Source organism: Pseudomonas sp. JC1203, assembly GCF_056175065.1.
The window spans coordinates 56,487-80,160 of the sequence record NZ_JBWCAM010000027.1; the positions used below are offsets into that span (position 1 = coordinate 56,487).

General features: G+C 66.4%; 19 protein-coding genes. 10 read left to right on the forward strand and 9 right to left on the reverse strand.

Annotated elements, in window-relative coordinates:
• The first annotated feature begins 25 nt into the window (after window positions 1-25).
• Window positions 26-1,084: a metallophosphoesterase gene (locus AC0SZ7_RS29225; protein WP_475507650.1), complete on the forward strand. Its 1,059-nt coding sequence runs from the start codon at window positions 26-28 to the stop codon at window positions 1,082-1,084.
• Here AC0SZ7_RS29225 and AC0SZ7_RS29230 read toward each other — a convergent pair.
• The 5 genes from AC0SZ7_RS29230 to AC0SZ7_RS29250 all read right to left on the reverse strand — a co-directional run bounded on the left by AC0SZ7_RS29230 (window position 1,062) and on the right by AC0SZ7_RS29250 (window position 6,283).
• A complete protein-coding gene (locus AC0SZ7_RS29230) occupies window positions 1,062-2,060 on the reverse strand; it encodes a Csu type fimbrial protein (RefSeq protein ID WP_475507651.1) in 999 nt (332 codons plus the stop codon). The genes AC0SZ7_RS29225 and AC0SZ7_RS29230 overlap by 23 nt on opposite strands.
• Window positions 2,057-4,318, reverse strand: coding sequence for a fimbria/pilus outer membrane usher protein (locus AC0SZ7_RS29235; RefSeq protein WP_475507652.1), 2,262 nt, complete (start codon window positions 4,316-4,318; stop codon window positions 2,057-2,059). The genes AC0SZ7_RS29230 and AC0SZ7_RS29235 overlap by 4 nt, the downstream gene beginning before the upstream one ends.
• 75 nt (window positions 4,319-4,393) lie before the next feature.
• The gene (locus AC0SZ7_RS29240) at window positions 4,394-5,116 is read right to left on the reverse strand and encodes a fimbrial biogenesis chaperone (RefSeq protein ID WP_475507653.1); all 723 of its coding nucleotides are present in this window, start codon (window positions 5,114-5,116) and stop codon (window positions 4,394-4,396) included.
• Window positions 5,117-5,134: 18 nt separating this feature from the next.
• Window positions 5,135-5,647 carry a Csu type fimbrial protein gene (locus tag AC0SZ7_RS29245; RefSeq protein ID WP_475507654.1) on the reverse strand — a complete coding sequence of 171 codons (513 nt, stop codon included), beginning with the start codon at window positions 5,645-5,647 and terminating at the stop codon, window positions 5,135-5,137.
• A gap of 324 nt (window positions 5,648-5,971) precedes the next feature.
• A complete protein-coding gene (locus tag AC0SZ7_RS29250; protein ID WP_475507655.1) occupies window positions 5,972-6,283 on the reverse strand; it encodes a DUF3077 domain-containing protein in 312 nt (103 codons plus the stop codon).
• Between the two features lie 585 nt (window positions 6,284-6,868).
• Between AC0SZ7_RS29250 and AC0SZ7_RS29255 the strand changes: the two genes are divergently transcribed.
• From AC0SZ7_RS29255 to AC0SZ7_RS29275, 5 genes are all read left to right on the forward strand, one after another.
• Window positions 6,869-9,304: a TonB-dependent receptor plug domain-containing protein gene (locus tag AC0SZ7_RS29255; RefSeq protein ID WP_475507656.1), complete on the forward strand. Its 2,436-nt coding sequence runs from the start codon at window positions 6,869-6,871 to the stop codon at window positions 9,302-9,304.
• 63 nt (window positions 9,305-9,367) lie between these two features.
• The gene (locus AC0SZ7_RS29260) at window positions 9,368-10,990 is read left to right on the forward strand and encodes an ABC transporter substrate-binding protein (protein ID WP_475507657.1); all 1,623 of its coding nucleotides are present in this window, start codon (window positions 9,368-9,370) and stop codon (window positions 10,988-10,990) included.
• Window positions 10,987-11,943 carry an ABC transporter permease gene (locus AC0SZ7_RS29265; protein ID WP_475507658.1) on the forward strand — a complete coding sequence of 319 codons (957 nt, stop codon included), beginning with the start codon at window positions 10,987-10,989 and terminating at the stop codon, window positions 11,941-11,943. Before AC0SZ7_RS29260 ends, AC0SZ7_RS29265 begins: the two co-directional genes overlap by 4 nt.
• Window positions 11,944-11,946: 3 nt before the next feature.
• The gene (locus tag AC0SZ7_RS29270) at window positions 11,947-12,840 is read left to right on the forward strand and encodes an ABC transporter permease (RefSeq protein WP_475507659.1); all 894 of its coding nucleotides are present in this window, start codon (window positions 11,947-11,949) and stop codon (window positions 12,838-12,840) included.
• The gene (locus AC0SZ7_RS29275; RefSeq protein WP_475507660.1) at window positions 12,837-14,444 is read left to right on the forward strand and encodes a dipeptide ABC transporter ATP-binding protein; all 1,608 of its coding nucleotides are present in this window, start codon (window positions 12,837-12,839) and stop codon (window positions 14,442-14,444) included. The genes AC0SZ7_RS29270 and AC0SZ7_RS29275 overlap by 4 nt, the downstream gene beginning before the upstream one ends.
• A gap of 75 nt (window positions 14,445-14,519) precedes the next feature.
• On the opposite strand, the gene xth is transcribed toward AC0SZ7_RS29275, so the two are convergent.
• Window positions 14,520-15,314 (reverse strand): exodeoxyribonuclease III, encoded by a 795-nt coding sequence (gene xth / locus AC0SZ7_RS29280; RefSeq protein ID WP_475507661.1) that lies wholly within the window; start codon window positions 15,312-15,314, stop codon window positions 14,520-14,522.
• A gap of 197 nt (window positions 15,315-15,511) precedes the next feature.
• On the opposite strand from xth, the gene ligD reads away from it, so the two are divergent.
• Entirely contained in the window at window positions 15,512-17,992 is a 2,481-nt protein-coding gene (ligD, locus tag AC0SZ7_RS29285; RefSeq protein ID WP_475507662.1) for a DNA ligase D, read from the forward strand.
• Window positions 17,992-18,918 (forward strand): DUF72 domain-containing protein, encoded by a 927-nt coding sequence (locus tag AC0SZ7_RS29290; protein ID WP_475507663.1) that lies wholly within the window; start codon window positions 17,992-17,994, stop codon window positions 18,916-18,918. Before ligD ends, AC0SZ7_RS29290 begins: the two co-directional genes overlap by 1 nt.
• Before the next feature lie 124 nt (window positions 18,919-19,042).
• Here AC0SZ7_RS29290 and ku read toward each other — a convergent pair whose 3' ends face one another.
• Window positions 19,043-19,870: a non-homologous end joining protein Ku gene (gene ku / locus AC0SZ7_RS29295; RefSeq protein WP_475507664.1), complete on the reverse strand. Its 828-nt coding sequence runs from the start codon at window positions 19,868-19,870 to the stop codon at window positions 19,043-19,045.
• A 378-nt stretch (window positions 19,871-20,248) separates the two neighbouring features.
• Here ku and AC0SZ7_RS29300 point away from each other — a divergent pair, with 378 nt between their 5' ends.
• Both AC0SZ7_RS29300 and AC0SZ7_RS29305 read left to right on the forward strand, forming a co-directional pair.
• On the forward strand, window positions 20,249-21,769 hold the full coding sequence (locus AC0SZ7_RS29300; RefSeq protein ID WP_475507665.1) for an NCS1 family nucleobase:cation symporter-1: 1,521 nt from the start codon (window positions 20,249-20,251) through the stop codon (window positions 21,767-21,769).
• Between the two features lie 21 nt (window positions 21,770-21,790).
• Window positions 21,791-22,513 carry an aspartate/glutamate racemase family protein gene (locus AC0SZ7_RS29305; protein WP_475507666.1) on the forward strand — a complete coding sequence of 241 codons (723 nt, stop codon included), beginning with the start codon at window positions 21,791-21,793 and terminating at the stop codon, window positions 22,511-22,513.
• 16 nt (window positions 22,514-22,529) lie between these two features.
• Here the strand turns inward: AC0SZ7_RS29305 and AC0SZ7_RS29310 are convergent, their stop codons facing one another.
• Window positions 22,530-23,303 carry a ParA family protein gene (locus tag AC0SZ7_RS29310; protein WP_475507667.1) on the reverse strand — a complete coding sequence of 258 codons (774 nt, stop codon included), beginning with the start codon at window positions 23,301-23,303 and terminating at the stop codon, window positions 22,530-22,532.
• 89 nt (window positions 23,304-23,392) lie between these two features.
• The coding region (locus tag AC0SZ7_RS29315) for a type VI secretion IcmF C-terminal domain-containing protein (RefSeq protein WP_475507668.1) at window positions 23,393-23,674 on the reverse strand (282 nt) is incomplete at its 5' end.

Sequence of the window (23,674 nt, forward strand, 5' to 3'; positions counted from 1 at the left end):
CCAGTAACCCCACAGGGGCATGCCTATGAACCGAGCTGTTTCACGGCGTCGACGCCCCTGGCGCAGGCTCGGTACCTGGCTGCTGTTGATAGTGCCGGGCGGTCTTGCCTGCGCCCTCGCGGGCGCCGGTTGGGTGTTCTACTACCCCATGGCGCCCTATACGCCCATCACCGGCCTGGACCCTGCCCATCTGTCGATGATTGCCCTGGGCGACCAGGGCAGCGGCAGCCTGCAGCAGTGGACCGTGGGCCGGGCCATGGAAACCGTGGCCGAGCGCGATGGCCGCCTGGACCTGGTGGCCCTGCTGGGCGACAACTTCTACGGCGAAGTGCTCACCGGCGTCAACGACGTCAACTGGCAGACCAAGTTCGAAAAGGTCTACCACGGCCAGTGGTTGAGCCATGTGCCCTTCTATACCGTGCTGGGCAACCATGACTACCTGGGTTCACAACAGGTGGAACTGGAGTACGCCCGCCGCCATTCAGGCTCCGGGCGCTGGCAGATGCCTGCCACCACCTATACCCGCGACTTCGGCCAGGTAAACGGCCGGCCGCTGCTGCGCGTGGTATTCCTGGACAGCGCCGGCAGTGCCGATGACCTGGAAGGCCAGGTGCAGGCGCTGGAGCAGGCATTCGAGCAACCGGGCCCCGCGCCCATCTGGCGGATGGTCACCGCCCACCACCCGGTACGCGACGTAGTCAGCCATGCGCAGGATCAGCAACTGGCTGCCGCGCTGCTGCCCTCGCTCTTACGCCAGCACGTAGACCTGTATTTGTCCGGGCACGATCACAGCCACCAGTTGATCCTGCGGCCGGGCGAGCCGGCCTGGGTGATTTCCGGCGGTGGCGGCCAGCGCCTGTCAGCGCCGCTGCACATCGATACACCGCACGCCTTCGCCGCCGCCGAAGCCGGCTTCGTCAAACTGGACCTCAGCGCCAGCCACCTGGACCTGGTGTTCTACAACGACCAGGCCACTGCCACCGCGCGCTTTGCCTGGCAGCGCGATTGCCCGTGGCTTGCCGACGGCTGCCTGCGCCGGCAGGACACCAGCCCCACGCTGGCTAGAAATACACCGTCGCCTTGACCGTGTCGCTGTAGCTGTCGGGCACCGGCACCGCCTGCACCGGCACGCGGCCATACACCGTCAGGCTCTGGGCGACGCCACTGCCGGTGCCGGTGGCCATGCTGGTGCTGGCGGTGCCGTCGCCCCATGGGGTTGCGAGCGCGCTGTCCAGGTACAGTTGGTAGCTGACCTTGGCCCCGCCACTGGCGCCCACCATCTGCCGGGCGCTGACGTTGCTGGCGGTGGTGCCGCCGTCCAGGGCCACCTCGTAGGCGTCGCCGTTGGTGCACTGCACGCTGATGGTGGCGGTGGACGTGACGGCGGCGCTGAGCAACGTGTTGCTGCCGAAGTTCAGGGGCGTGGTGGTGATGTTGCAGTTGTTGATCACCGTCGCATTGACCACGAACGGGAACCGCACGGTCTGCGCCGTCATGCTCGCGCAGGTGGGCGTGATCAACTGGTAGAACTGATAGTCCAGCCGCGTGTAGGTGCCGGAAAAACTTTCGGTGTAGACGGTACTGCTGTTACTCACGGTCGGCACCGTGGCCTGCCCCGCGGGCACCCGGCCATAGATCGCCACCGTGCTGGAGGCGGTGGTCGACGATAACAGCGACAGCGCACTGCTCAGGGTGATGGACAAGGGCGTGGTGGCGCTGGTGCCGGTGGTGTCACCCCAGATGGTCGAATACGCCGAGTCGGTGTACAGGTTGTAGCTCAGCAGGTTGCTGCCGTTGGCCATGCTGCGTGGCGCGGCGCTGGTTGAACCATCGCCGGTGCCGAGGTTGGCGCACACCAGCACGTTGCGAAACAGCGCTGCGGCATCCCAGGTGCAGGTCACAGTGATAGACCCGGACGCGCTGGTGGCGGTGTTGGCGATCGGGCTGATGCTGCCGAAGGCGACGGCAGAACTGGTGGCGGTGCAACTGCTGGCCTGGGCCTGGCTGCTCAGGCCCAGGCCCAACGCCAATAGCATCAGGCTCAACAACAATGACTTCATGGGCGGCCCTCGGGGGTTGCCAGGCAACGCAGCGGCCCCAGGGTGGGCAGCGTGTTGCTGGCGGGGGGTATAAAGGGGAACGTCACCTGGCAATGCACGCCATCGCCCTCCACGCGCAAATGGTTGAGCGCTACCAGGCCATCGACGAAGGTCAGCCCGTCGTAGCCCATTACCGTGCTGGCGCCGCTTTCCACATGCGTGACGCGCAGGCCCGGCGGCAGCAGCACGCCTTGCTCGTCCTGCAGAATCAACGATGCGGCCTGGTAGGGCTTCAAGCCGAAATGCACCACCACGCCCGAGCGCGACTGCGGCACCACCGCCTGGTCGCTGCTGGCTACGTGCACGTTGGCCGGCAGGCCGAGGCTGTCGATGGCCACCTGGTTGCTGCGGTAGGCGTCAAGGTCCGGCACCAGGAAATGGCCGCTGCTGTCGGTGGTGCCGATCTCGCGGTTCTCGTGCATCACCGGCACGCCGGCCACGCCGTCGGTGGACACCAGGGCAAAGCCGTCGCCAATGCGCCGCGCGGTCTCCACCGTGCCGTCCATCCACACCATGGCGCCAGTGGTGTCCACCGCCCACAGGGTGTCGCCGGCCACCTGCTGGGCACTGGCGGTGACCTGGGCGTTGTTGCCCAGGTACTGCACCTGCGCCAGTTGGTAGTGGCTGCCGGTGCTGCCGCCGGTGCCGCTGGTTTGCGCGCCCCAGCCCCAACCGCCGCCGTAGTCCGGGGCCTGGGCGGCGCTGACGGCGTAGCCGGCCTGCTTGTTCTGCAGGCTGACGCTGCTGCTGACCGAAGTACGCTCGCCCAGCGAGTAGCTGAGGCTGACGAAGGCACCGCGCGAGGCCGGGTCCTGCACGTCCTGATACAGGTTCAGCGTCACCGACAGGCGATGGGACAGGCTCACGGAGTGGCCAACGCTGACGATATGCGACGCACCGCTGCCCGGCACCTTGTAGCCCAGGTAGCTGAGCGACAGGCTCTGGTTGCTGGCCACCGGAAACGACAGGGTCAGGCGGTCGCTGACGCTGGGCACCGGCGTGCCGTCGCGGGCCGCCAGGTCGCCGTAGTTGCCGGCGGTGCGCAGGGTCTGGGCGTTGATGCTGAAGCGCGGGGTGATGTACTGGTAGCCCAGCCCCCACTGCATACCGGCCATGCCGGCGCTGGCGGCCAGCGAACCATTGATCACGCCCAACTGGCCCAGCCGGTACAGTGCCCCGCCGCCGGCGTTGTAAACGCCGGGGATGAGCTCGCCGTGGCCTTCGACGGTGAAGTTGTCACTGACGCCGTAGCGCACCGAGGCGCTGCTGGCGGTGCGCGGCGAATAGTCGAAGGAGTCGACGCTGTAGTTGTGGCGCAAATAGCCCAGCTCCAGCGAGTAGCCGGACAGCCCCGCCGCCATCAGCCGGGTGTCCACGTACAGCGGCACCGAGGTGGTCACCGAGCGCCCCAGCGCGTCGCGGCTGACCACCGTGGCTTCGCCAGCGCCGGTGATGCCCGGCACCAGTTGGTCGATGATGTACGGGCCGCTGCTGACCGCGCCGCTGTACTGCTGGATGCCATTGACGTACAGGCTGACCGCCGAGGGCACCACGGCCGAGCCGCTGTACGCCGGCAGCGGAAAGGTCACCAGGTCCGGGCGCAGGGCGAAGTCGCTCTTGTACTGGGCGCCACCCAGGCGCACCGAGCGGGTCCAGTCCAGCGAGCCGCTGATGGTGTCGCCCAGCTGCCAGGTGCTCAGCGTGTCGGGGTCGGCATGACTCCAGGCGGTGTCGTAGCGCACATAGTGCTGCTGCGTGCTGGTCTGGTAGGAATAGGCGGTGCCGGTGTTGCTGTACACGCCATGGGGATCGAAATAGCGCTCCTCGCTCCACAGCGCCAGGCGGTTGCCGGTGTCATCGCGCGAGGCGTAGGCGTCGTAGTTCAGCACCAGGCCGCGGCCTGCAGGGCTGGGCGCAACCCGGCCAGCGGCGCCGCGGTTGAGGTGCCGGGGCTTGCGCAGGCTGTCGCCCAGGCGCAGGTCCACGCGCTGCTGGCTGGTGTCGTAGCGCCAGGTCACGCCGGGCAGGTCGTCGAGCCGCACCTGCTGATTGGCGCTGACGCCCAGGGCCTTGAGGTCCAGGCCCAGGTCGTCAAGGGACTGGCCGTCGGTACTCAGGTGGCCGCCCTCCTCGCGAAAATGTGCCACGGTCTGGGTGGGCTGGCCATTGAGCTCGACCTCCAGGTACAGGTCCGCCGCCGCCACACTGCGGCCGATCATGCACAGCACCAGGGCAACCGGAGGCCAACGACAGCGTGCGCGGACTTCATGTCGACTCACTCAAATGCGCCCGCCTCAACCCTCGCCCGTCACCTTGAAGGTGCTGGGGTGGCCGTCAAGGTTGACCTTGATCAGCAGCGGGCCGGCCAGCCGCGCGCCGCCGTCGTGGGGCAACGGCCACTGCCGCGCGTGGCCGGCCAGGGCATAGCCGAGCAGGCCCTTGCTCACCTGCAGGGTCTTGCCGGTGGCGTCCTGCAGGGTCAGCGCGCCCACCTGCGTGTGGCGCTGGCCGCGGTTGTCCAGGCGCAGCAGCCACTGGCCGTCCTGGCGCAGCACCTGCCAGGTCAGCTGGGGCGTGGCGGCGCTGGCCGGGGCGACGAACACCGGCACCGAGTAGCGCATGCGAATGGCCACGCCCACCGGCTTGTCGGTGCCCGGCGGGGGAATTTCGTCAATCAGCAGGCGGTAGCTCTGCTCCACCCCGGGGTTGCCCGGCTGCACGCGCACCAGGCGGATAAGCTGCTCGCCGCGCCCGGCCAGCTGAATGATCGGCGGGCTGGCCACCACCTCGGGGCTGGGGCTGAGCACGTCGCCGTTGGCGTCCTGGTCCCAGCGGAACACCCGCACCTGGCCGTATACCGGTACGTCGCCGGGGTTGTGCAACGACAGCCCGGCGGCGTTCTGGCCGGGCACGAAATCAATCTTTACCGGCGCCACCTGCAGCGTCGCCCCCTGGGCCTGGGTGATCAGGCACGCGGCCAACAGCGGGCCGCACAGCATCCTGTGCAAGCATTCCATGCTCAAGTACTCCGCCCGTCAAAAATAGACCGTGGCCGTGACCGTCGAATTGTAGGTGTCGGGGGTGGGGGTGGTCTGGGTCGGCACCTGGCCATACACGGTCAGGCTCTGGGCGCTGCCGGTACCGGTGCCGGCCACCGTGTCGGTGCCCTGGGTGTTGCCCCAGTTGGTGCTCAGGGCCGAGTCCTGCATCAGCTTGAACGACACCGTGCTGGTGGTGTTGCCGGTGGTGGTGCCGGCCATCAGCCGCGTGGTGGTGGTGGAACTGGTGACGCCGCCGGCGTTGAGGCCGATGTTGTACGGCGTGCTGTTGCTGCAGGTGACCGACAGCGTGGTGCTGCCGGTGACGGCCGTGCTGAGCAGGCCGCTGCTGCCGAAGGCCAAGGCATTGGCCGACACCGTGCAACTGGCGGTGATGGTCAGCGACACCAGGAAGGTGGCGGTCGCCGTGCCGTTGGAATAAGTCGCCGCCTGCCCGGGCAGGACGGTCACGCTCAACAGCAATCCGAGTGCAGCAGCCAATCCTTTCATGGTGCCTCCCGCGTGGGGGTATGTGGGTCCTTCACGGGAAGACTATGCGCCTGCGGGAGGCGTGGGAGTATTTCGACTTTGTAGCGGTGTGTAGAGGTAATGGCGCACGCCACCTGAACCGCGTCGGGGCCGGACGCGGCCTGGCGGCCGCTGCTACACGTCAACCCCGTAGCAGCTGCCGCAGGCGGCGTCCACGGGCGATGCGGTGCGCCTTGCAGCAGGTTCGCCTGTAGCCGCTGCCGAAGGCTGCGCCTGCCCGTACTTTCGCTGAAAAATCTCCGTGTACTCCGGGGCCAGCGCAGCCTGTCGGCAGCGGCTACGCGTTCACGGCGTGGTTATTAACCGGGGCTGATTGGCCGCCGCGCTACCACCGATGAGAGCATCAGCCAGTGCTTTGGCTGATTCGACCGAATGCAACGTGGCCCACAGCAAACCGCTGCGCTCGATGCCGTAATCCCCTAATTCCTCCGCAGAGGCAGTCGCACACTTCAGCAGATGGGATATCTGCACAAGGACATCGTCCATGGGAATACCCGCCCGCACGGTGTAGAAAGGCAAGGCATGCGAGTCAAGATCGCCGAAGGCGGTGCTGGCGGTTGCGCGAAGTTGCGAAGGTGTGTCTGATTCAAATGTCATGGCAGCGTCCTGGGTGAAACATGGACCGCCGCATCGCTACCAAACGATGGGTGGCGGCTGTAAGCAGGTTGGTAGACCGGTCACCAGGCTTCCGGCGCACACGAATGTGCCCTGCGTACAGCCGCCATGTCGCGCGGTGCTGTACGCCTGATGAACGGGCTACCAAACCCGATCGCTGTCCTTCAGCGACGGCAGCAGGGTATGCGCGCCCATCAGGCACCACAAGACGCTGAGGACCTTACCCGAGCAAATCAGAAATGTCCTACGTTGGGGACTACAGAAGCTGTAGCTGGATGTGTCGTAGCAGCGGCCGCATGGCCGCGTCCTGGCAGCGCGGTGGCCCGGGAGGCGATTCTGGGAAAACCTGCCCACCCGGTCAGAACATTACAAATATTAATAACGTAAAATGCCAGTCATACATCAAACGAATAATATCCATATACCCAAATAGAATTTCCGTTGCGTTTATTATAAAAATACTATCAACCCAAGACGACACAGACGCCGTCCCACACCATCGAATTCAGGAATGGAACCTGTACCCATACCACGGGCCAGTGCCAGCTTTAATGGACATCGCCCGCTATGCTGCCTTCATATTTCCCCAAGCCCGCCCGCACCTTCCCGCTCTCGACCCTGACGGTGTCGGTGCTGCTGGCCGCCGCGCCCCTGGCCCGTGCCGCCAGCGCTGACGCGCAACTGCAGACCGTCACGGTAACCGCCGCGCCAGAGGCTGCCCGCGCGCAGCAGCGCACCGTGGTGGACAGTTCGGCGCCCATCGACATCATCAGCAACGATGCCCTGGTAAAGACCGGCCGCGCAGAGTTGTCCGAGGCCATCGCCAAGCTGTTGCCCTCGTTCACCTTCGGCACCAACATCGCCGGCTTCAACTCCACCACCCGCCCGCTGAGCAACCGCGGCATGGGCCCCGAGTACACCCTGGTGCTGGTCAACGGCAAGCGCCGCCACCTGGGCGCCGCCATTCAGAACGGCTCCACCGACAACAGCGGCGCAAACGTTGTCGACATCGACATGATCCCCATCAGCTCCATCGACCACATCGAAGTGCTGAAGGACGCGGCCGCAGCACGCTACGGCGCCGACGCGGTGGCCGGGGTGGTGAACATCATCCTCAAGTCCCAGGACTCGGGCGGGCATATCGAAAGCAGCTACGGCGAGCTGTTCTCCGGCCAGGGCGCGACAAAGAAGATCGCCGCCGACGAGGGTTTCAAGCTGGGCGACGGCGGCTTCCTGCACCTGTCGGCCGACGCCCGCAAGCGCGACTACGCGCAGTGGGACGGCAAGGCCGACAGCAGCGTCATCGCCTACAACGACCCAGCCAAGCAGGCGGCCTGGGACCGGGTGGCGATCAAGAACGGCGACCCTGAACTCAAGGCCTTCAACCTCGGCTACAACGCCGAGCTGCCGGTAAACGATGTGACCCTGTACTCGTTCGGCACCTACGGCGAACGCAAGGCAGTCATCCAGAACTACTACCGCTTCCCCAACGGCACCGCCTCGGTACCGGAGATTTTCCCCGACGGCTACTACCCGGTGAACAACCTGCGCGACATCGACTACCAGTTCGTGTTCGGCGGCAAGGGCGACGTCGGCGGTTGGAACTATGACCTGAGCACCAGCTACGGCCGCGACACCCTCAAGTATTCCAGCGAACTGAACCTCAACCCATCGCTGGGCACCGACTCGCCCACCAGCTTCGGCAACCTGGCCACCTTCCGCTCCGACCAGTGGGTGAACAACCTCGACCTCAGCCGCCGCTTCGACAACCCGTTCAACCTGGGCGTGCCGGTGACCGTGTCCACCGGCATCGAGCACAAGTGGGAGCGCTTCAGCACCTTCGCAGGCTCGGCCGACTCCTACGAGACCGGCACCTACAACGCCGCCAGCGGCGCCCAGGCTTCGGTGATCATTCGCCCGCAGGATGAGGTGGACCTGATACGCAACACCTACGCCAGCTACCTGGACCTGGGCTTCGACCTGACCAGCCGCTGGTACGCCGACATCGCCGCGCGGGTGGAGCACTACGACGACTATTCGGGCAACAAGCTGGGGCTGAAATTCAACAGCCGCTACAAGCTCACCGACACCGTGGCCGTGCGCGGCACGATTGGCACCGGCGTGCGCGCACCTTCGCTGACTCAGGTGGGCTACACCACCACCGACAGCCGCGTGAACACTGACGTCAACGGCAACGTGGTGCCCGCCACCACCCGCCTCACCCCGGCCGGCAGCAGCCTGGCCAAGGCGTTGGGCGGCAGCGACCTGAAACCCGAAAAATTCCAGAACGTGGGCCTGGGCATCACTTGGCAACCGGCGCCGCGCACCAGCGTCACCGCCGACGCCTACGTGGTCGACATCCAGAACCGCATCGCCCTCACCAGCGCCATCTACGACCACGGCGACGGCGTGGTCAACAGCATCCTCGCCTCCCAGGGCGTGACCAGCGGTACCTGGGTGGACTATTACACCAACGCTTTCGACACCCGCACCCGCGGCCTCGACGTGGTGGCCGACCACACCACGCCGTTCGGCCAGTACGGCGACGTACGCTGGAGCGCGGCGTTCAACTACAACAAGACCACCATCATGGACGCCAAGGACACCCCCGCCTCCCTGGCCGCGGCCGGCGTGACCCTGGTGGGCCGCAACCGCGAGGGCGACCTCACCGAGGCGCTGCCCAAGACCAAATGGATACTGGGCGCCAACTGGAAGGTGGGCAACTGGAACACCAACCTCAGCACCACCCGCTACGGCTCGGTGTCGACGCTGGCGGTGAACGAAAGCGGCGACCGCAGCTTCGGTGCCAAATGGATCACCGACCTTGACGTGAGCTACACCTTCTTCGACCACCTGACCCTGAGCCTGGGTGGCAGCAACATCTTCGACGTGCGCCCCGACAAGAACGCCGTGTACAGCAGCCTGGGCCTGGCGCCCTACGGCAACCCGCCGTTCTACCCCGGCGGCGGCTCCTGGTACACCAAGCTCGCCTACGACTTCTGACCCCACTGCGGCTGCATCGCCCCCCGGCGCTGCGGCCCTGCCCTGCTGACGAGGTACCGCCCCATGAAGCTGCAACGAACCCTGGCCAGCGCGGCCATCCTCCTGGCCCTGGGCCTGGCCGGCTGCGGCCCGTCGCACCCCGACGCCCAGGCCGCCAGCACCCTGAAAATCGCCTTCTTCGGCGACAACACGCAACTGGTCAGCCTCGACCCCTTCCAGGTCTATTGGCTGGAACACCGGGTGGTGCTGCGCAACGTGGTCGAGTCGCTGACCGACCAGGACCCAACCACCGGCGCCATCATCCCCTGGCTCGCTGAACGCTGGGACGTCAGCGCCGACGCCCGCGAATACACGTTCCACCTGCGCAAGGGCGTGACCTTCAGCAATGGCGAGGCCTTCGACGCCCAGGCGGTGAAAAATGCCTTCGACAGCGACAAGGCGTTCGCCGCCGAGCTGCCCAGCGTGTTCGGCGCCACCTACCTGACCGGCTACGACCACGCCGAAATCATCGACCCGCAGACCATCAAGCTGGTGCTGAGCACGCCCAACGCCGGCTTCCTGCAGGCCACCTCCACCACCAACCTGGCCATCCTGGCGCCCGAGTCGTACCGCAAGACCGCCAAGGAGCGCTCGCTGGGCGCGATCATCGGCACCGGGCCGTTCGTGCTGCAGCACTACACCCCCGAGACCGGCCTGCGCCTGGAGCGCCGCAAGGGCTACGCCTGGGCCTCGGCCAACGTGCAGAACAAGGGCGAGTCGCACCTGGCGGCCATCGACGTCAGCTACATCCCCGAGGAAAGTGTGCGCAACGGCCAGTTCGTGCAGGGCAAGGTCGACATCCTGTGGCCGCGCAACCCGTTCTCGGATGTCGACCTGAAGCTGTTCGAAAGCATGCAGGCCACTATCCAGAGCCGCTCACTGCCGGGCCCGGCGTGGAACCTGTACCCCAACACCCGCGGCGGGCGCATCCTGGGCGACGCTGACGTGCGCCTGGCCGTGCAGAAGGCCATCGACCGCAAGAGCTACGCCAGCACCGTCTACAGCCCGCAGTTCCCGGTGGTGGACGGCGTGTACGACGTGACCACGCCGTATTTCCGCAGCCAGGGCGACAAGCTGGCCTACGACCCGCAAGGCGCCGCGCACCTGCTGGACAAAGCCGGCTGGACGCTGGGCGCCGACGGCTACCGCACCAAGGACGGCAAGCGCCTGAGCCTGGTCTACAACATCCCGGCCAAGGAAACCGCCGGCGACGTGCTGATCCAGGACCAGCTGCGCAAGGCCGGCATCGAGCTGAAGCTCAAGGTGCAGACCACCGCCGAGTGGTTCAACACTAACGCCTCGGGCAACTACGACCTGACGTTCTCGTACATGACCCGCGCCGACCCGATCGTGCTGCAGACCATCCTCGACCCGCGCACCGCCAACGCCTCGACCCTGGCCACCAACGTCTACCCGCCGGCAGTGCTGCCCCAGGCCCAGCGCCTGTTCGACCAGGGCCTGACCGCCACCGCCAGCGACCAGCGCGCCCAGGCCTACGGCCAACTGCAGGACCTGCTGATTGACCAGGGCTCGGCCATTCCAGTGTTCGAGCGGGTCTGGCAGGCCGCCACCGCGCCACGGGTGCACAACTTCCGCTGGAGCGCCGAAGGCTTCGCCTTCCTCAATGACATCGAGGTGACGCCATGAACACCCACCGCTACATCGCCGGGCGCATCGGCCAGGCGCTGCTGGTGCTGTGGGGCGCCTACACCATCAGCTACTTCATCCTCTATTTGCTGCCCGGCGACCCGCTGTCGATCATGCTCAGCGCCTCGGGCATGGAAGTGGACTCGCTGTCGCCGGCGCAACTGGCCAAGGCCCGTGCCTATTACGGCCTGGACCAGGGCCTGGTGGAGCGCTACCTGCACCTGCTGTGGGGCGTGCTGCACGGTGACCTGGGCCAGTCGCTGACCCTGAACCGGCCGGTGACCGCCGTGCTGGCCGAGCGCCTGCCGCAGACCCTGGCGCTGGCCGGCAGCGCCATCGCCCTGTCGCTGCTGGGCGGCATCGGCCTGGGCTACCTGACCGCCTACGTGCGCTGGCAACCGCTGAAGACCGCGTTGGCGCGGCTGCCGGCGCTGGGCTTCTCGGTACCGGTGTTCTGGATGGGGCTGCTGCTGATCCAGGTGTTCGCCTTCAGCCTGGGCTGGTTCCCCTCCACCGGCAGCGACGGCGTGGAAAGCCTGGTGCTGCCGGCCGTGACCCTGGCCATCCCCAGCGCCGCGGTGTACGCCCAGGTGCTGCAACGCGGCTTCCTCGACGTGTGGCGCGAGCCGTACATCCTCACCGCCTGGGCCAAGGGCCTGAGCCGTGGCCAGGTGCAGGCCCGCCACGGCTTTCGCAATGCCGCGCTGCCGCTGCTGACGCTGATCGGCCTGCAGGTAGGCAACACCGTCAGTGGCGCGGTACTGGTGGAAACCATCTTCGCCCGCAACGGCGTCGGCCGGCTGGTACAGGACGCCGTGCTGCGCCAGGACATCCCCGTGGTGCTGGCGGTGGTGACGGTGTCGGCCGCCGCCTTCGTGGTGGTGAACCTGTTGGTTGACCTGCTGTACCCGATTCTCGACCCGCGTATCAGCCATTCGCCCAAGGTGACCTGAACCATGACCGCCCTCGAACGCGCCATCGCCCTGGCCCTGACCGCCCCCGACCACTGGCAGCCACGCGGCCGCCTGCGCCGCAGCCTCGACGTGGCGCTGCCGCTGCTGCGCCGCCCCGGCTTCGTGCTGGCCGCGCTTCTGGTGCTGTTTACCCTGCTCAGCGCCGCCGCGCCCTGGCTGTTCAGCAGCATCGACCCGTACGCCACGGCACCGGCAGCCAAGCTATTGCCGCCGGGCGCCGGCCACTGGCTGGGCACCGACGAACTGGGCCGTGACCTGTACACGCGCCTGCTGTACGGCGCGCGCCTGTCGGTGCTGGCGGCGGTGCTGGCGGTGAGCCTGGCGCTGGTGTGCGGGTTGGGCCTGGGCATTGTCGCCGGCTTCATTGGCGGCCGCAGCGATGCGGTGATCATGCGCCTGATCGACGTGATGCTGGCCTTGCCCGGGCTGTTGCTGGCGCTGGCGATCGTCACCGCCATCGGCTTCGGCACCCTGCCGGTGGCCATCGCCGTGGGCGTGGGCATCATCCCAGGCTTCGCCCGCACCACGCGCGCCGAAGTGCTGCGGGTCAAGACCCTGCCGTACGTGGAAGCCGCACGCCTGGGCGGCGCCAGCTGGACCCGCACCCTGCTGCGCCACGTGCTGCCCAACGCCTGGGGGCCCGTGGCGGTGCTCGCCACCCTGGACTTCGGCGCCGCCATCCTCGCCACCGCCGGCCTCAGTTTCCTCGGCTTTGGCGCCCAGCCACCGGCGGCGGAATGGGGCACGCTGATCGCCAACGGCCGCCAGTTCCTGATGACCGCACCCTGGGTGTCGCTGCTGCCAGGCCTGGTGGTGGTGCTGGTGGTGTTCAGCCTCAACCATATCGCCCGTACCTTTGAGGAAAGCCAACGATGAGCGCCCTGATCGACGTACACAACCTCAGCGTCAGTTACCACAACGGCGGCCGGGTGAAGGAAGCGGTTCGCGGGCTGTCCTTCAGCCTGCAGCCGGGCGAGACCCTGGCCATTGTCGGCGAGTCCGGCTCGGGCAAGACCACCCTCGCCAGCGCCCTGCTGGGTTTGCTGCCGGCCGGCGCCAAGGTCAGCAGCGGCAGCCTGCAAGTGGGCGGCAACGACATCAGCCACGCCAGCGAACGCAGCCGCCGGCAGTTGCGCGGGCGCTTTATCGGCCTGGTGCCGCAAGACCCGATGGTCAGCCTCAACCCAACGCTGAGCATCGGCAAGCAGATTGGCGAAAGCCTGATCCTCGCCCACGGCGGCCGCCGTTACCCGGCGCTGGACGCCGACGTGCTGGAGTTGCTGGGCCAAGTGGGCCTGGACAACCCTGAGCTGCGCGCCCGCCAGTACCCCCACGAGCTGTCCGGCGGCATGCGCCAGCGCGTGCTGATCGCCATCGCCCTGGCCGGCAACCCACGGGTGATCATCGCCGACGAGCCCACCAGCGCCCTGGACGTGACCGTGCAGCGGCGCATCCTCGACCACCTGGAGCAACTGGTGCAGGCGCGCGGCATCTCGCTGATCATCATCACCCACGACCTGGGCGTGGCCGCCGACCGCGCCGACCGGGTGCTGGTGATGAAGGACGGCGAGTTGGTGGAACAGGGCGTGGCTCGCGAGGTGCTGTCGGCACCCACCCAACCCTACACCCGCGACCTGCTGGCGGCCGCCCCCGCGTTCGGGCACGGCAAGCAACCCCTGCCCTTGCCGGCGCGCACGGCCCAGCCGCTGCTGAGCCTGCACAGTGTAGGCAAGCAGTACCAGGCCAGCGGGCAGGGCCAGCCGTTCCAGGCGCTTAAGGGCCTGAGCCTGGACTTATACCCGGGGCAGACCCTGGCCATCGTCGGCGAGTCGGGCTCGGGTAAAAGCACCAGCCTGCGCATCGCCCTGGGCCTGGAACCACCCAGCGAAGGCAAGGTGCGTTTCGCCGGCCAGGACGTGACCGGCCTGACTTGGCAGCAGTTCCGGCCGTTGCGCCAGCGCATGCAGTTGGTGCAACAGAACCCATTCGCCTCGCTGAACCCACGGTTCACGATCTACGAGAGCGTGGTGGAGCCGTTATTGTCCTTCGGCGTGCGCGACAAGGCGGCGCTGCACCAGGCGGCGCGGCAACTGATGGAGCAGGTGCAACTGCCTGCCAGCTTCCTCGACCGCCTGCCGCGCGAGCTGTCCGGCGGCCAGCGCCAGCGCGTGGCGATTGCCCGGGCGCTGGCGTTGAAGCCCGACCTGTTGCTGCTGGACGAGCCGGTGTCGGCGCTGGACGTGTCGGTGCAGGCGCAGATCCTCGACCTGCTGCGCACCTTGCAGGCCGAGCTGGGCGTGGCCTACGTGCTGGTGTCCCACGACCTGGCGGTGGTGCAGAGCCTGGCCCATGAGGTGGTGGTGTTGCGCCAGGGGCTGGTGGTGGAGCAAGGGCCGGCGAGCCAGGTGTTGCACCGGCCGGCGCAGGCTTATACCCGGGAGTTGCTGGAGGCGATTCCGGGGGTTAGGTTGAGCGCCTGACGCAGCCTGCGGCAGCTGCTACGGGGCGGGGTACGACGCTGGCCCTGTAGCAGCGGCCGCCGGCCGCGTCCAGCCTCAACGCCGCTTGCGGGTGCCCAACTCGATCCACGTCGGCGCATGGTCGCTGGCGTGCTCTTCGTTGCGCACCCAGGCATCCACCCCGGCATTCTTCAAATAAGGCGCCATTGCCGGGTTCAACAGCAGGTGATCAATGCGCAACCCGCAATTGCGCGGCCAGTGCTGGCGGAAATAATCCCAGAAGGTGTACACCCTCTCCTCCGGGTACAGGTGCCGCAGCGCGTCGGTCCAGCCCTGGGCCAACAGCCTTTCGAAGCAGGCGCGGCTCTCGGGCTGCAGCAAGGCGTCCTTGAGCCACGACTTGGGGTTGTAGATGTCGAAATCGGTGGGCACCACGTTGTAATCCCCGGCAAGCACCACCGGGTGTTCGCTGCCTTGCAACTGCGCGGCATGGGCAATCAGCCGTTCGAACCAGGCCAGTTTGTACGCAAACTTCGGCCCCGGCTGCGGGTTGCCATTGGGCAGGTACAGGCAGCCCACCAGCACCCCATGCACCGCCGCTTCCAGGTAGCGGCTCTGGCTGTCGCTGTCATCCCCCGGCAGGCCACGGCGCGACTCCAGCGGCTCGGCGTCGCGGGCCAGGATGGCCACGCCGTTCCACGACGGCTGGCCGTGGTGCAGGCAGCCGTAGCCGATGGCTTCGAAGTCGGCGGCGGGGAATTGTGCGTCGGCGGCTTTCAGTTCCTGCAGGCAGGCAATGTCCGGGCGTTCGCGTTCCAGCCAGTGCAGCAGGTTGGGCAACCGCGCGCGCAGGCCGTTTATGTTGAAGGTGGCGATTTTCAGGGCTTTCATGGGGCGGCTCTCCCAGGATTTGCGTTGCGGCCGGACGCGGCCTTTGGCCGCTGCTACGGAACTGTGTCGCGTCGGGGCCAACGCTGATGTTTCGAGTCGCCTTGGCAGCAGAACGTTCACCTCGTCACACCCGTTGAACTCTCCCTCACCTGCCGCCTCCCACCTTGTAGACACCCGCACGTCCCGGAGCCCCTGCCATGGCCGCCAGACCGCTCGAACAGTACCAGCAAAAACGCAACTTCGACGCCACCCCCGAGCCCAGCGGCAAGGCCACCCGGCGCGGCAAGGGCCATGCCCTGCAGTTCTGCATCCAGAAGCACGACGCCAGCCACCTGCACTACGACTTCCGCCTGGAACTGGACGGCACCCTGAAAAGCTGGGCGCTGCCCAAGGGCCCGTCACTGGACCCAAAAGTGCGGCGCCTGGCGGTGCACGTGGAAGACCACCCGCTGGACTACGCCAGTTTCGAGGGGCACATCCCCGAAGGGCATTACGGCGCCGGCGACGTGATTGTCTGGGACCGTGGCGTGTGGATTCCCGAAGGCGACCCGCAGCAAAGCTATGAAAAGGGCAAGCTGCGCTTCCGCCTGCAAGGCGAGAAGCTGTCGGGCATCTGGAACCTGTTTCGCACCCACCTGGCGGGCAAGAAGGAGCAGTGGCTGCTGATCAAGTCGGCGGACGCCGAAGCCCGCCCGGAAGCCGAATTCGATATCGTCCAGGCCGCCCCCGACAGCGTGCTCAGCGACCGCACGCTGATTCCCAAATCGGCCAAGAAGCCAGCCAAGCCGGCAAAAAAACCCAAGGCTGCGCTGAGCAACGCGCCCAAAGCCGCGCTGCCCGCCACCCTCACCCCGCAACTGGCGACGCTGATCGAGTCACCGCCCGCCGGCGACTGGCTGTACGAGATCAAGTTCGACGGCTACCGGGTGATGGCGCGCATCGACGGCGCCAAGGTCACGCTGTTCACGCGCAACGGCAAGGACTGGACCGCGAAGATGCCCAGCCAGGCCAAGGCCCTGGCCGCCCTGGGCCTGCAATCGGCGTGGCTGGACGGCGAGATGGTGGTGGCCAACGCCGAGGGTGTGTCCGACTTCCAGGCCCTGCAGAACGCCTTCGACGACGGCAGCGACGAGGCCATCGTCTATTACCTGTTCGACGTGCCCTACCTCAACGGCCGCGACCTGCGCCACTGCCCGCTGCAGGAACGCCGCGCCGCCCTGGCCGCAGTGCTGGAACCCAACCAGGCGCCGCAACTGCGCTATTCCAGCGATTTCGACCAGCCGGTCGAGTCGCTGCTGGCCAGTGCCTGCCAGATGGACATGGAAGGCCTGATCGGCAAACGCCTGGACAGCCTGTACAGCGGCAAGCGCAGCAGCGACTGGATCAAGCTCAAGTGCAAGCAGCGCCAGGAATTCGTGATCGTCGGCTACACCGACCCAAAGGGCAGCCGCAGCGGTTTTGGCGCGCTGCTGCTGGGCCTGCATGACGCCGACAGTGGCGAGTTGCGCTACGCCGGCAAGGTCGGCACCGGCTTCAACGCCGCCACGCTGGACAACATCCTGCAGCGCCTGAAGCCGCTGGCCACCGGCAAACCCCAGGTCAGCAACGCCCCCACGGGCGCCCAGGCCCGTGACGTGCACTGGCTCAAGCCGCAGCTGCTGGCCGAGGTGGCCTATGCGCAGATGACCCGCGACGGCGTGGTGCGCCACTCGGTGTTCCACGGCCTGCGCGACGACAAGCCGGCCAAGGCCATTGCCGAGGAGAAACCCGTGAAAGCCGCCAAGGTTAAAACCAGCACCGCCGCCAGCCGCGACACCCTGCGCCTGACCCACCCCGACCGGATTATCGACGCCAGCAGCGGCGCCACCAAGCGCGACCTGGCCGAGTATTACGCGCAGGTGGCGCCGTGGATCGAGCCGCACCTCAAGGACCGCCCCGTGGCCCTGGTACGCGCCCCGGAAGGCCTGGCCGGCGAGCTGTTCTTCCAGAAGAACGCCGGGCACCTGGACATCCCCGGCCTGGTCAGCGACGAGGCCGCCGGGCAGTCGGTGATCATCATCAACCGCGCCGACGCGCTGCTGGGCGCGGTGCAGATGAACACCCTGGAGCTGCACACCTGGAACACCACCCGCGCCAACTACGACAAGCCCGACCGCTTCATCCTCGACCTTGACCCGGACCCGGCGCTGCCGTGGAAAAGCATGCTGGAGGCTACCCAGCTGACCTTGACGCTGCTGGACGAACTGGGCCTGACCGCCTTCCTCAAGACCAGTGGCGGCAAGGGCATGCACATTGTCGTGCCGCTGACCCGTCGTGCTGGCTGGGATGAGGTGAAGGAGTTCAGCCACGCCATCGTCAAGCACCTGGCCGACCTGTTGCCCGACCGCCTCACCGCCGTGTCGGGGCCGAAGAACCGCGTGGGGCGGATCTTCATCGATTATTTGCGCAATACCCGTGGCGCCACCACTGCCTGCGCCTACTCGGTGCGCGCCCGGGAAGGCCTACCGGTGTCGGTGCCTATCCGCCGCGACGAACTCACCGAGCTCAAGGGCGCGAACCAGTGGACCCTGTTCAACCTGGCCGAGCGCCTGGCCGACCTCGACGACCCGTGGGCCGACTACGCCAGCACCAAACAGTCGATCACCGCGGCCTTGCGCAAGCGCCTGGGTGTGCACTGATGGCCAAGGCGGCGGTGCACATTGGCATTTCCGGCTGGCGCTACACGCCCTGGCGTGGCGACTTCTATCCCGAAGGCCTGAAGCAGAAGGACGAGTTGCACTTCGCCTCGCGAGCGGTCAGCAGCATTGAAATCAACGGCACCTTCTACGCCCTGCAACGCCCGGAGCGCTTCGCCGAATGGGCCGCGCAGACACCGGAAGGCTTCCTGTTCAGCGTCAAGGGCCCGCGCTACATCACCCACACCAGACGCCTGCACGACATCGACGAGGCCCTGGCCAATTTCTTCGCATCGGGGCCGTTGTCGCTGGGCGACCGGCTGGGGCCGATGCTGTGGCAGTTCCCGCCCAACCTGCGTTTCGACGCCGGGCTGTTCGACGCCTTCATGGCGCAGTTGCCGCGCACCGGCAAGCAGTTGCTGGACCAGGCCCGGCACTGCGCCGAACGCTTGCAGCGCCCGGGCTACCTGGACGGCAGCCCCCGACAACGCCTGCGCCACGCCATGGAAATTCGCCACGAAAGCTTCGTCGACCCTGCCTTCGTCGCCCTGCTGCGCAAGCACGACGTGGCGCTGGTGGTGGCAGATGCCGCACGCAAATGGCCGCGGGTGCAGGACGTCACCAGCGACTTCATCTACATGCGATTGCACGGTGACAAGAAGCTCTACGCCAGCGGTTATTCCGACGCCGCGCTTGAACAATGGCGCAAGCGTATCCAGGCCTGGAAGCGCGGTGCGCAGCCGGGGGATGCCGAGCTGATCGACGCGCACGAATCGCCGGCCAAGGCCAGTGCCCGGGAGGTGTTCTGCTACTTCGACAACGACATCAAGGTGCGCGCGCCCTACGATGCGCGGCGGTTGTTGGCGTTGCTGAAACTGGACAAAAACCTGCAGACGACCCCGGGCGAGCTACCCCCAGACCCGACGTGATGCCGAACGCCACCCGTTGTGATGCCGGACACCACCCCCGTAGCAGCTGCCGCAGGCTGCGTCCCCCCGCGACTCGGGGTGGTGCCGGACGCAGCCTGCGGCAGCTGCTACGGGGGTGGGGGTGTCAAGAGGCTTTTTTGCTGGCTCGCTTCGGCGCCGGTTTTCTTCCGGCCAGGCTGCGCTTGAGCAAATCGGTCAGATCGATGATGTCGGCACCTTTCTGCTCGCCCTGTTCGTCCACCGAGGTTACCGTGGCGATCTTGCCTTTGCTGGCCTTTTCTTCCACCAGGTCCATGATGGTCTGCTTGAAATCGTCCTGGTATTCCTCGGGCGTCCAGCTGCCGCTCATGTCATCCACCAGGCGCTTGGCCATCTGCAGCTCGCGCTTGTCGATCTTCGCATCGGTGACGCTGCTGTCCAGCTCCAACCCCTCCAGCCCGCGCACTTGATTGGGCCAGCGCAGGGTAATCATCACCAGCGCGTCCTCCAGGGGGCGAATCAGCGCCAGGTGCTGCTGGGTGTGCAGCACCACCCGCGCCAAAGCCACCTTGCCGGTGCTGTCCAACGTCTGGCGCAGCAGCGCGTAGACCTTGCCGCCGCGCTTGTCCGGGGCCAGGTAGTAGGGGGTCTCGAAAGCCTGCAGGGGGATTTCGCCGGCGGTCACGAACGAGAAGATATCAATGGTCTGGGTGGCTTCCGGGCGCGCCTTGCGGATCTCTTCTTCGCTGATCACCACGTAGCGGCCTTTCTCGTATTCCACGCCCTTGACGATGTTGTCCTTGTCGATGTCCTTGCCGGTGACCTTGTTGATGCGCTTGTAGCCCACCGGGTCCATGCTGCGCTTGTCCAGCCAGTCGAAATCGATGCGCTCGCTGGACACGGCCGTGGTCAGCGCCACGGGGATGTGCACCAGGCCGAAGCTGATAGCGCCTTTCCAGATGGCTCGAGCCATGGTTGACCTCCTGCAGGGCCCGCGGGTGGGCCTATAGAAAGACTGACTACACGGTGCCGGGAAGGTTTAGTCGTTGCATGTACCCCGGTTACCAATCGCCCCAAAATGGGGAAGCGCCGCCCTGATCAGGGGCGTAGCGGTTGTGGACAGCCAGCCTGTCACCATGGGTAACACGATTGTATACAATTTATTCTTGACCATTTGGTCGTCATTTTCCTCCACTTTATTCCTGCCAACCCCCTGTGTTTCCTTGCAAATCAACCCATTGAACAGCTGTCGTCGAACACTCTGAAAAAACAGTTCACACAACTGGCACAAAACTGGCTTACCAGAACCACAAACTTGTATACATAAATACAATAACGTGGAGCCCTACCGATGCAGTTGAATAGCCCTGCCGAGTCCTCCCTACCCGATCTAGCCCCTGCTCACCTGCGTGACCACGAGGTGCCGGCGCTCAGCCCGCGCCTGCACAACCGCGACCTTGCACCTACCCGCCAGGAAGGCCGGCGCTGGGGTGGCTACAGCATTTTCTCGCTGTGGGCGAACGACGTGCACAACATCGCCAACTACTCCTTCGCTATGGGCTTGTACGCGATGGGCCTGGGTGGCTGGCAGATTTTGCTGTCGCTGCTGATCGGTGCCGCGCTGGTGTATGGCTTCATGAACCTGTCCGGCTACATGGGGCAGAAGACCGGCGTGCCGTTCCCGGTCATCAGCCGCATCAGCTTCGGTATTCATGGCGCGCAGCTGCCGGCGTTGGTGCGCGCGGTCATCGCCATTGCCTGGTTCGGCATCCAGACCTACCTCGCCTCGGTGGTGCTCAAGGTGCTGGCCACGGCGCTGGCGCCAGGCCTGGCCGCCTATGACCACAACCTGCTGCTGGGGCTGTCGAGCCTGGGCTGGGGCTGTTTCATCAGCATCTGGCTGGTGCAACTGGTGATCCTCGCCTATGGCATGGAAATGGTGCGCCGTTACGAGGCGTTCGCCGGGCCGGTGATTCTGCTGACCATGGCCGCGCTGGCGGTATGGATGTATAGCCGCGTAGGCGGCCACATCAGCTGGGCGGTCCGCGAGCCGCTGCAGGGCGCTGCCATGTGGCGCGGCATTTTTGCCGGCGGCGCGTTGTGGCTGGCGATCTACGGCACGCTGATTCTCAATTTCTGCGACTTCGCCCGCTCGGCGCCGTCGCGGCGCTGCATTCGCGTGGGCAACTTCTGGGGCCTGCCGGTGAACATCCTCGCCTTCGCCGTGGTGACGGTGCTGCTCTGCGGCGCGCAATTCTCCATCGACGGCCAGACCATCGAGAACCCCACCCAGATCATCCAGGCCATCCCCCACACCGCGTTCCTGGTGCTGGGTTGCCTGGCGCTGCTGATCGTCACCGTGGCGGTGAACATCATGGCCAACTTCGTCGCCCCGGCCTTCGTGCTCAGCAACCTGGCGCCACGCCTGCTGACGTTCCGCCGCGCCGGCATGATCAGCGCCACCGTGGCGGTGCTGATCCTGCCATGGAACCTGTACAACAGCCCGGTAGTGATCCAATACTTCCTGGCCGGGCTGGGCGCCTTGCTGGGCCCGCTGTACGGCATTATCAGCGCCGATTATTGGCTGCTGCGCGGCGCCAGGGTCAACGTGCCGCAGCTGTACACCGAAGCCAGCGACGGTGCCTACCACTACCGCCGCGGCATCAACCCGCGCGCCGTGGCCGCGGTGCTGCCGGCCGCGATCATCGCCATCGTGCTCGCGCTGGTGCCGGCGTTCGCGGCGGTGTCGGCGTTTTCCTGGCTGTTTGGCGCTGCCATCGCCGCGGCCGTCTACCTGCTGATCAGCGACCGTCACCAGACGTTCGCCGACGTCAGCGGCGAGTGCATCGCCGTCGACAACGCCAGCCACTGATTCCTGCCAATGAGGTCATCCATGCGTATTCTGGTCGTCAACGTCAACACCACCGATTCCATCACCGCCACCATCGCCGAACAGGCGCGCAGCGTGGCGGCGCCGGGCACCGAGATCGTCGGCCTGACGCCGCGTTTCGGTGCCGAGTCGGTAGAGGGCAATTTTGAAAGCTACATGGCCGCCATCGGCGTGATGGACGCGGTGATGCGCTATGACCAGCCGTTCGATGCGGTCATCCAGGCCGGCTACGGCGAGCACGGCCGCGAAGGCCTGCAGGAGCTGCTGGACGTGCCAGTGGTGGACATTACCGAAGCTGCCGCCAGCCTGGCCATGCTGCTGGGCCATGCCTACTCGGTGGTCACCACCCTGGACCGCACCGTGCCGCTGATTCAGGACCGCCTGCGCCTGGCCGGCCTGTACCAGCGCTGCGCTTCGGTGCGCGCCAGCGGCCTGGCGGTGCTGGAGCTGGAAGAGGACCCGGCCCGCGCCGTGGCCGCCATCGTCGCCCAGGCCGAACAGGCCGTGCGCGACGACAAGGCCGAGGTCATCTGTTTAGGTTGCGGCGGCATGGCCGGACTCGATGAGTTGATTCGCGAAGCCACCGGCGTGCCGGTGGTGGACGGCGTGACCGCCGCGGTTGCGTTGGCCGAATCGCTGGTGCGGCTGGGGCTGAGCACTTCCAAGGTACGCACCTACGCCACCCCGCGCAGCAAGCGCATCGACGGCTGGCCGCTGCGTCGGTGACGTCGTCGCCCTGATGTCAGGCGGCGCGTTCCAGGGTCGCCAGCAGCTCCTGGAACTGCACCGCCAGCTTGTGCCGGGGCGCCAGGTGAATCATCGGTACGCCAGCCTCGTGGGACTCGCGCATCTTCACCGTGCTGCTCAGGTACACCGGCAGCATCGGCAGCCCTTCCTCGATCAGCTCATCCACCAGCATCTGGTGCAGGCTGGTACGGCTTTCGAACTGGTTCACCACCACGCCTTCCACCACCAGCGTCTCGTTGTGGTCGGCGCGCAGCTCGGCCACCTGGGCCACCACGCTGTACAGTGCCTGGCGCGAGAACAGGTCGCAGTCGAACGGGATCAACACCCGCTGCGCCGCGATCAGCGCGCTGTAGGTGTAGAAATTCAACGCCGGGGGCGTGTCGATGTAGATGCGCTCGTAATCCTCGGACAAGTCCACCAACAGCTTGCGCAGCTTGTTGATCTTGAACTTGGATTCCAGCTTGGCCTGCAGGTCGGCCAGCTCTGGCGAGGCGGTGACCACGTCGAGGTTGTCATAGCGGGTCGGCGTGATCGCCACCTTGTATTTCTTGCCCGAACCACCTGGGTACAGCGTGTGCTTGAAGAAATCGGCGATACCCATGGGAATCGCCTCGCCCACGCAACCGGTCAGGTAATGCGTGGAGTTGGCCTGGGGGTCCAGGTCCACCAGCAGCGTCTTGTAGCCCTCGGCGGCGCTTACCGCAGCGAGATTGCAGGCGATGCTCGACTTGCCAACGCCACCTTTTTGATTGAACACCACACGACGCATCAGTCCATTGTTCCGCTGAAAAAAGGGGCTTGGATCCTAACAAGTAATTGTTACAGTTTTGCTATCGCCGACGCGCAACGATGTAATTCTCAGCCCTCCCCTGCTGCGGCTGGCCGATCGGTGTCCGCCAGGAAAATCCGCGACGGCAAACTAAAGCCCCGCAGCTTCAACAACGCCAACGGCCCCGCGCCCAGTTCCGTGCGCAGGTGCCAGGTCAACGGGATCTGGTCCGGCGCGGTCAGCACGATGCGAAAACGTGTGTCACTGTCGTCCAGCGGCGTCACCCTGGCCTGCTCCAGCAGGCGGATCAGGCCCCAGGCGCCGTAGTAGTCGCCGAACAGCCGCTCGCCGGTCCTGACGCTGGTCCAGCT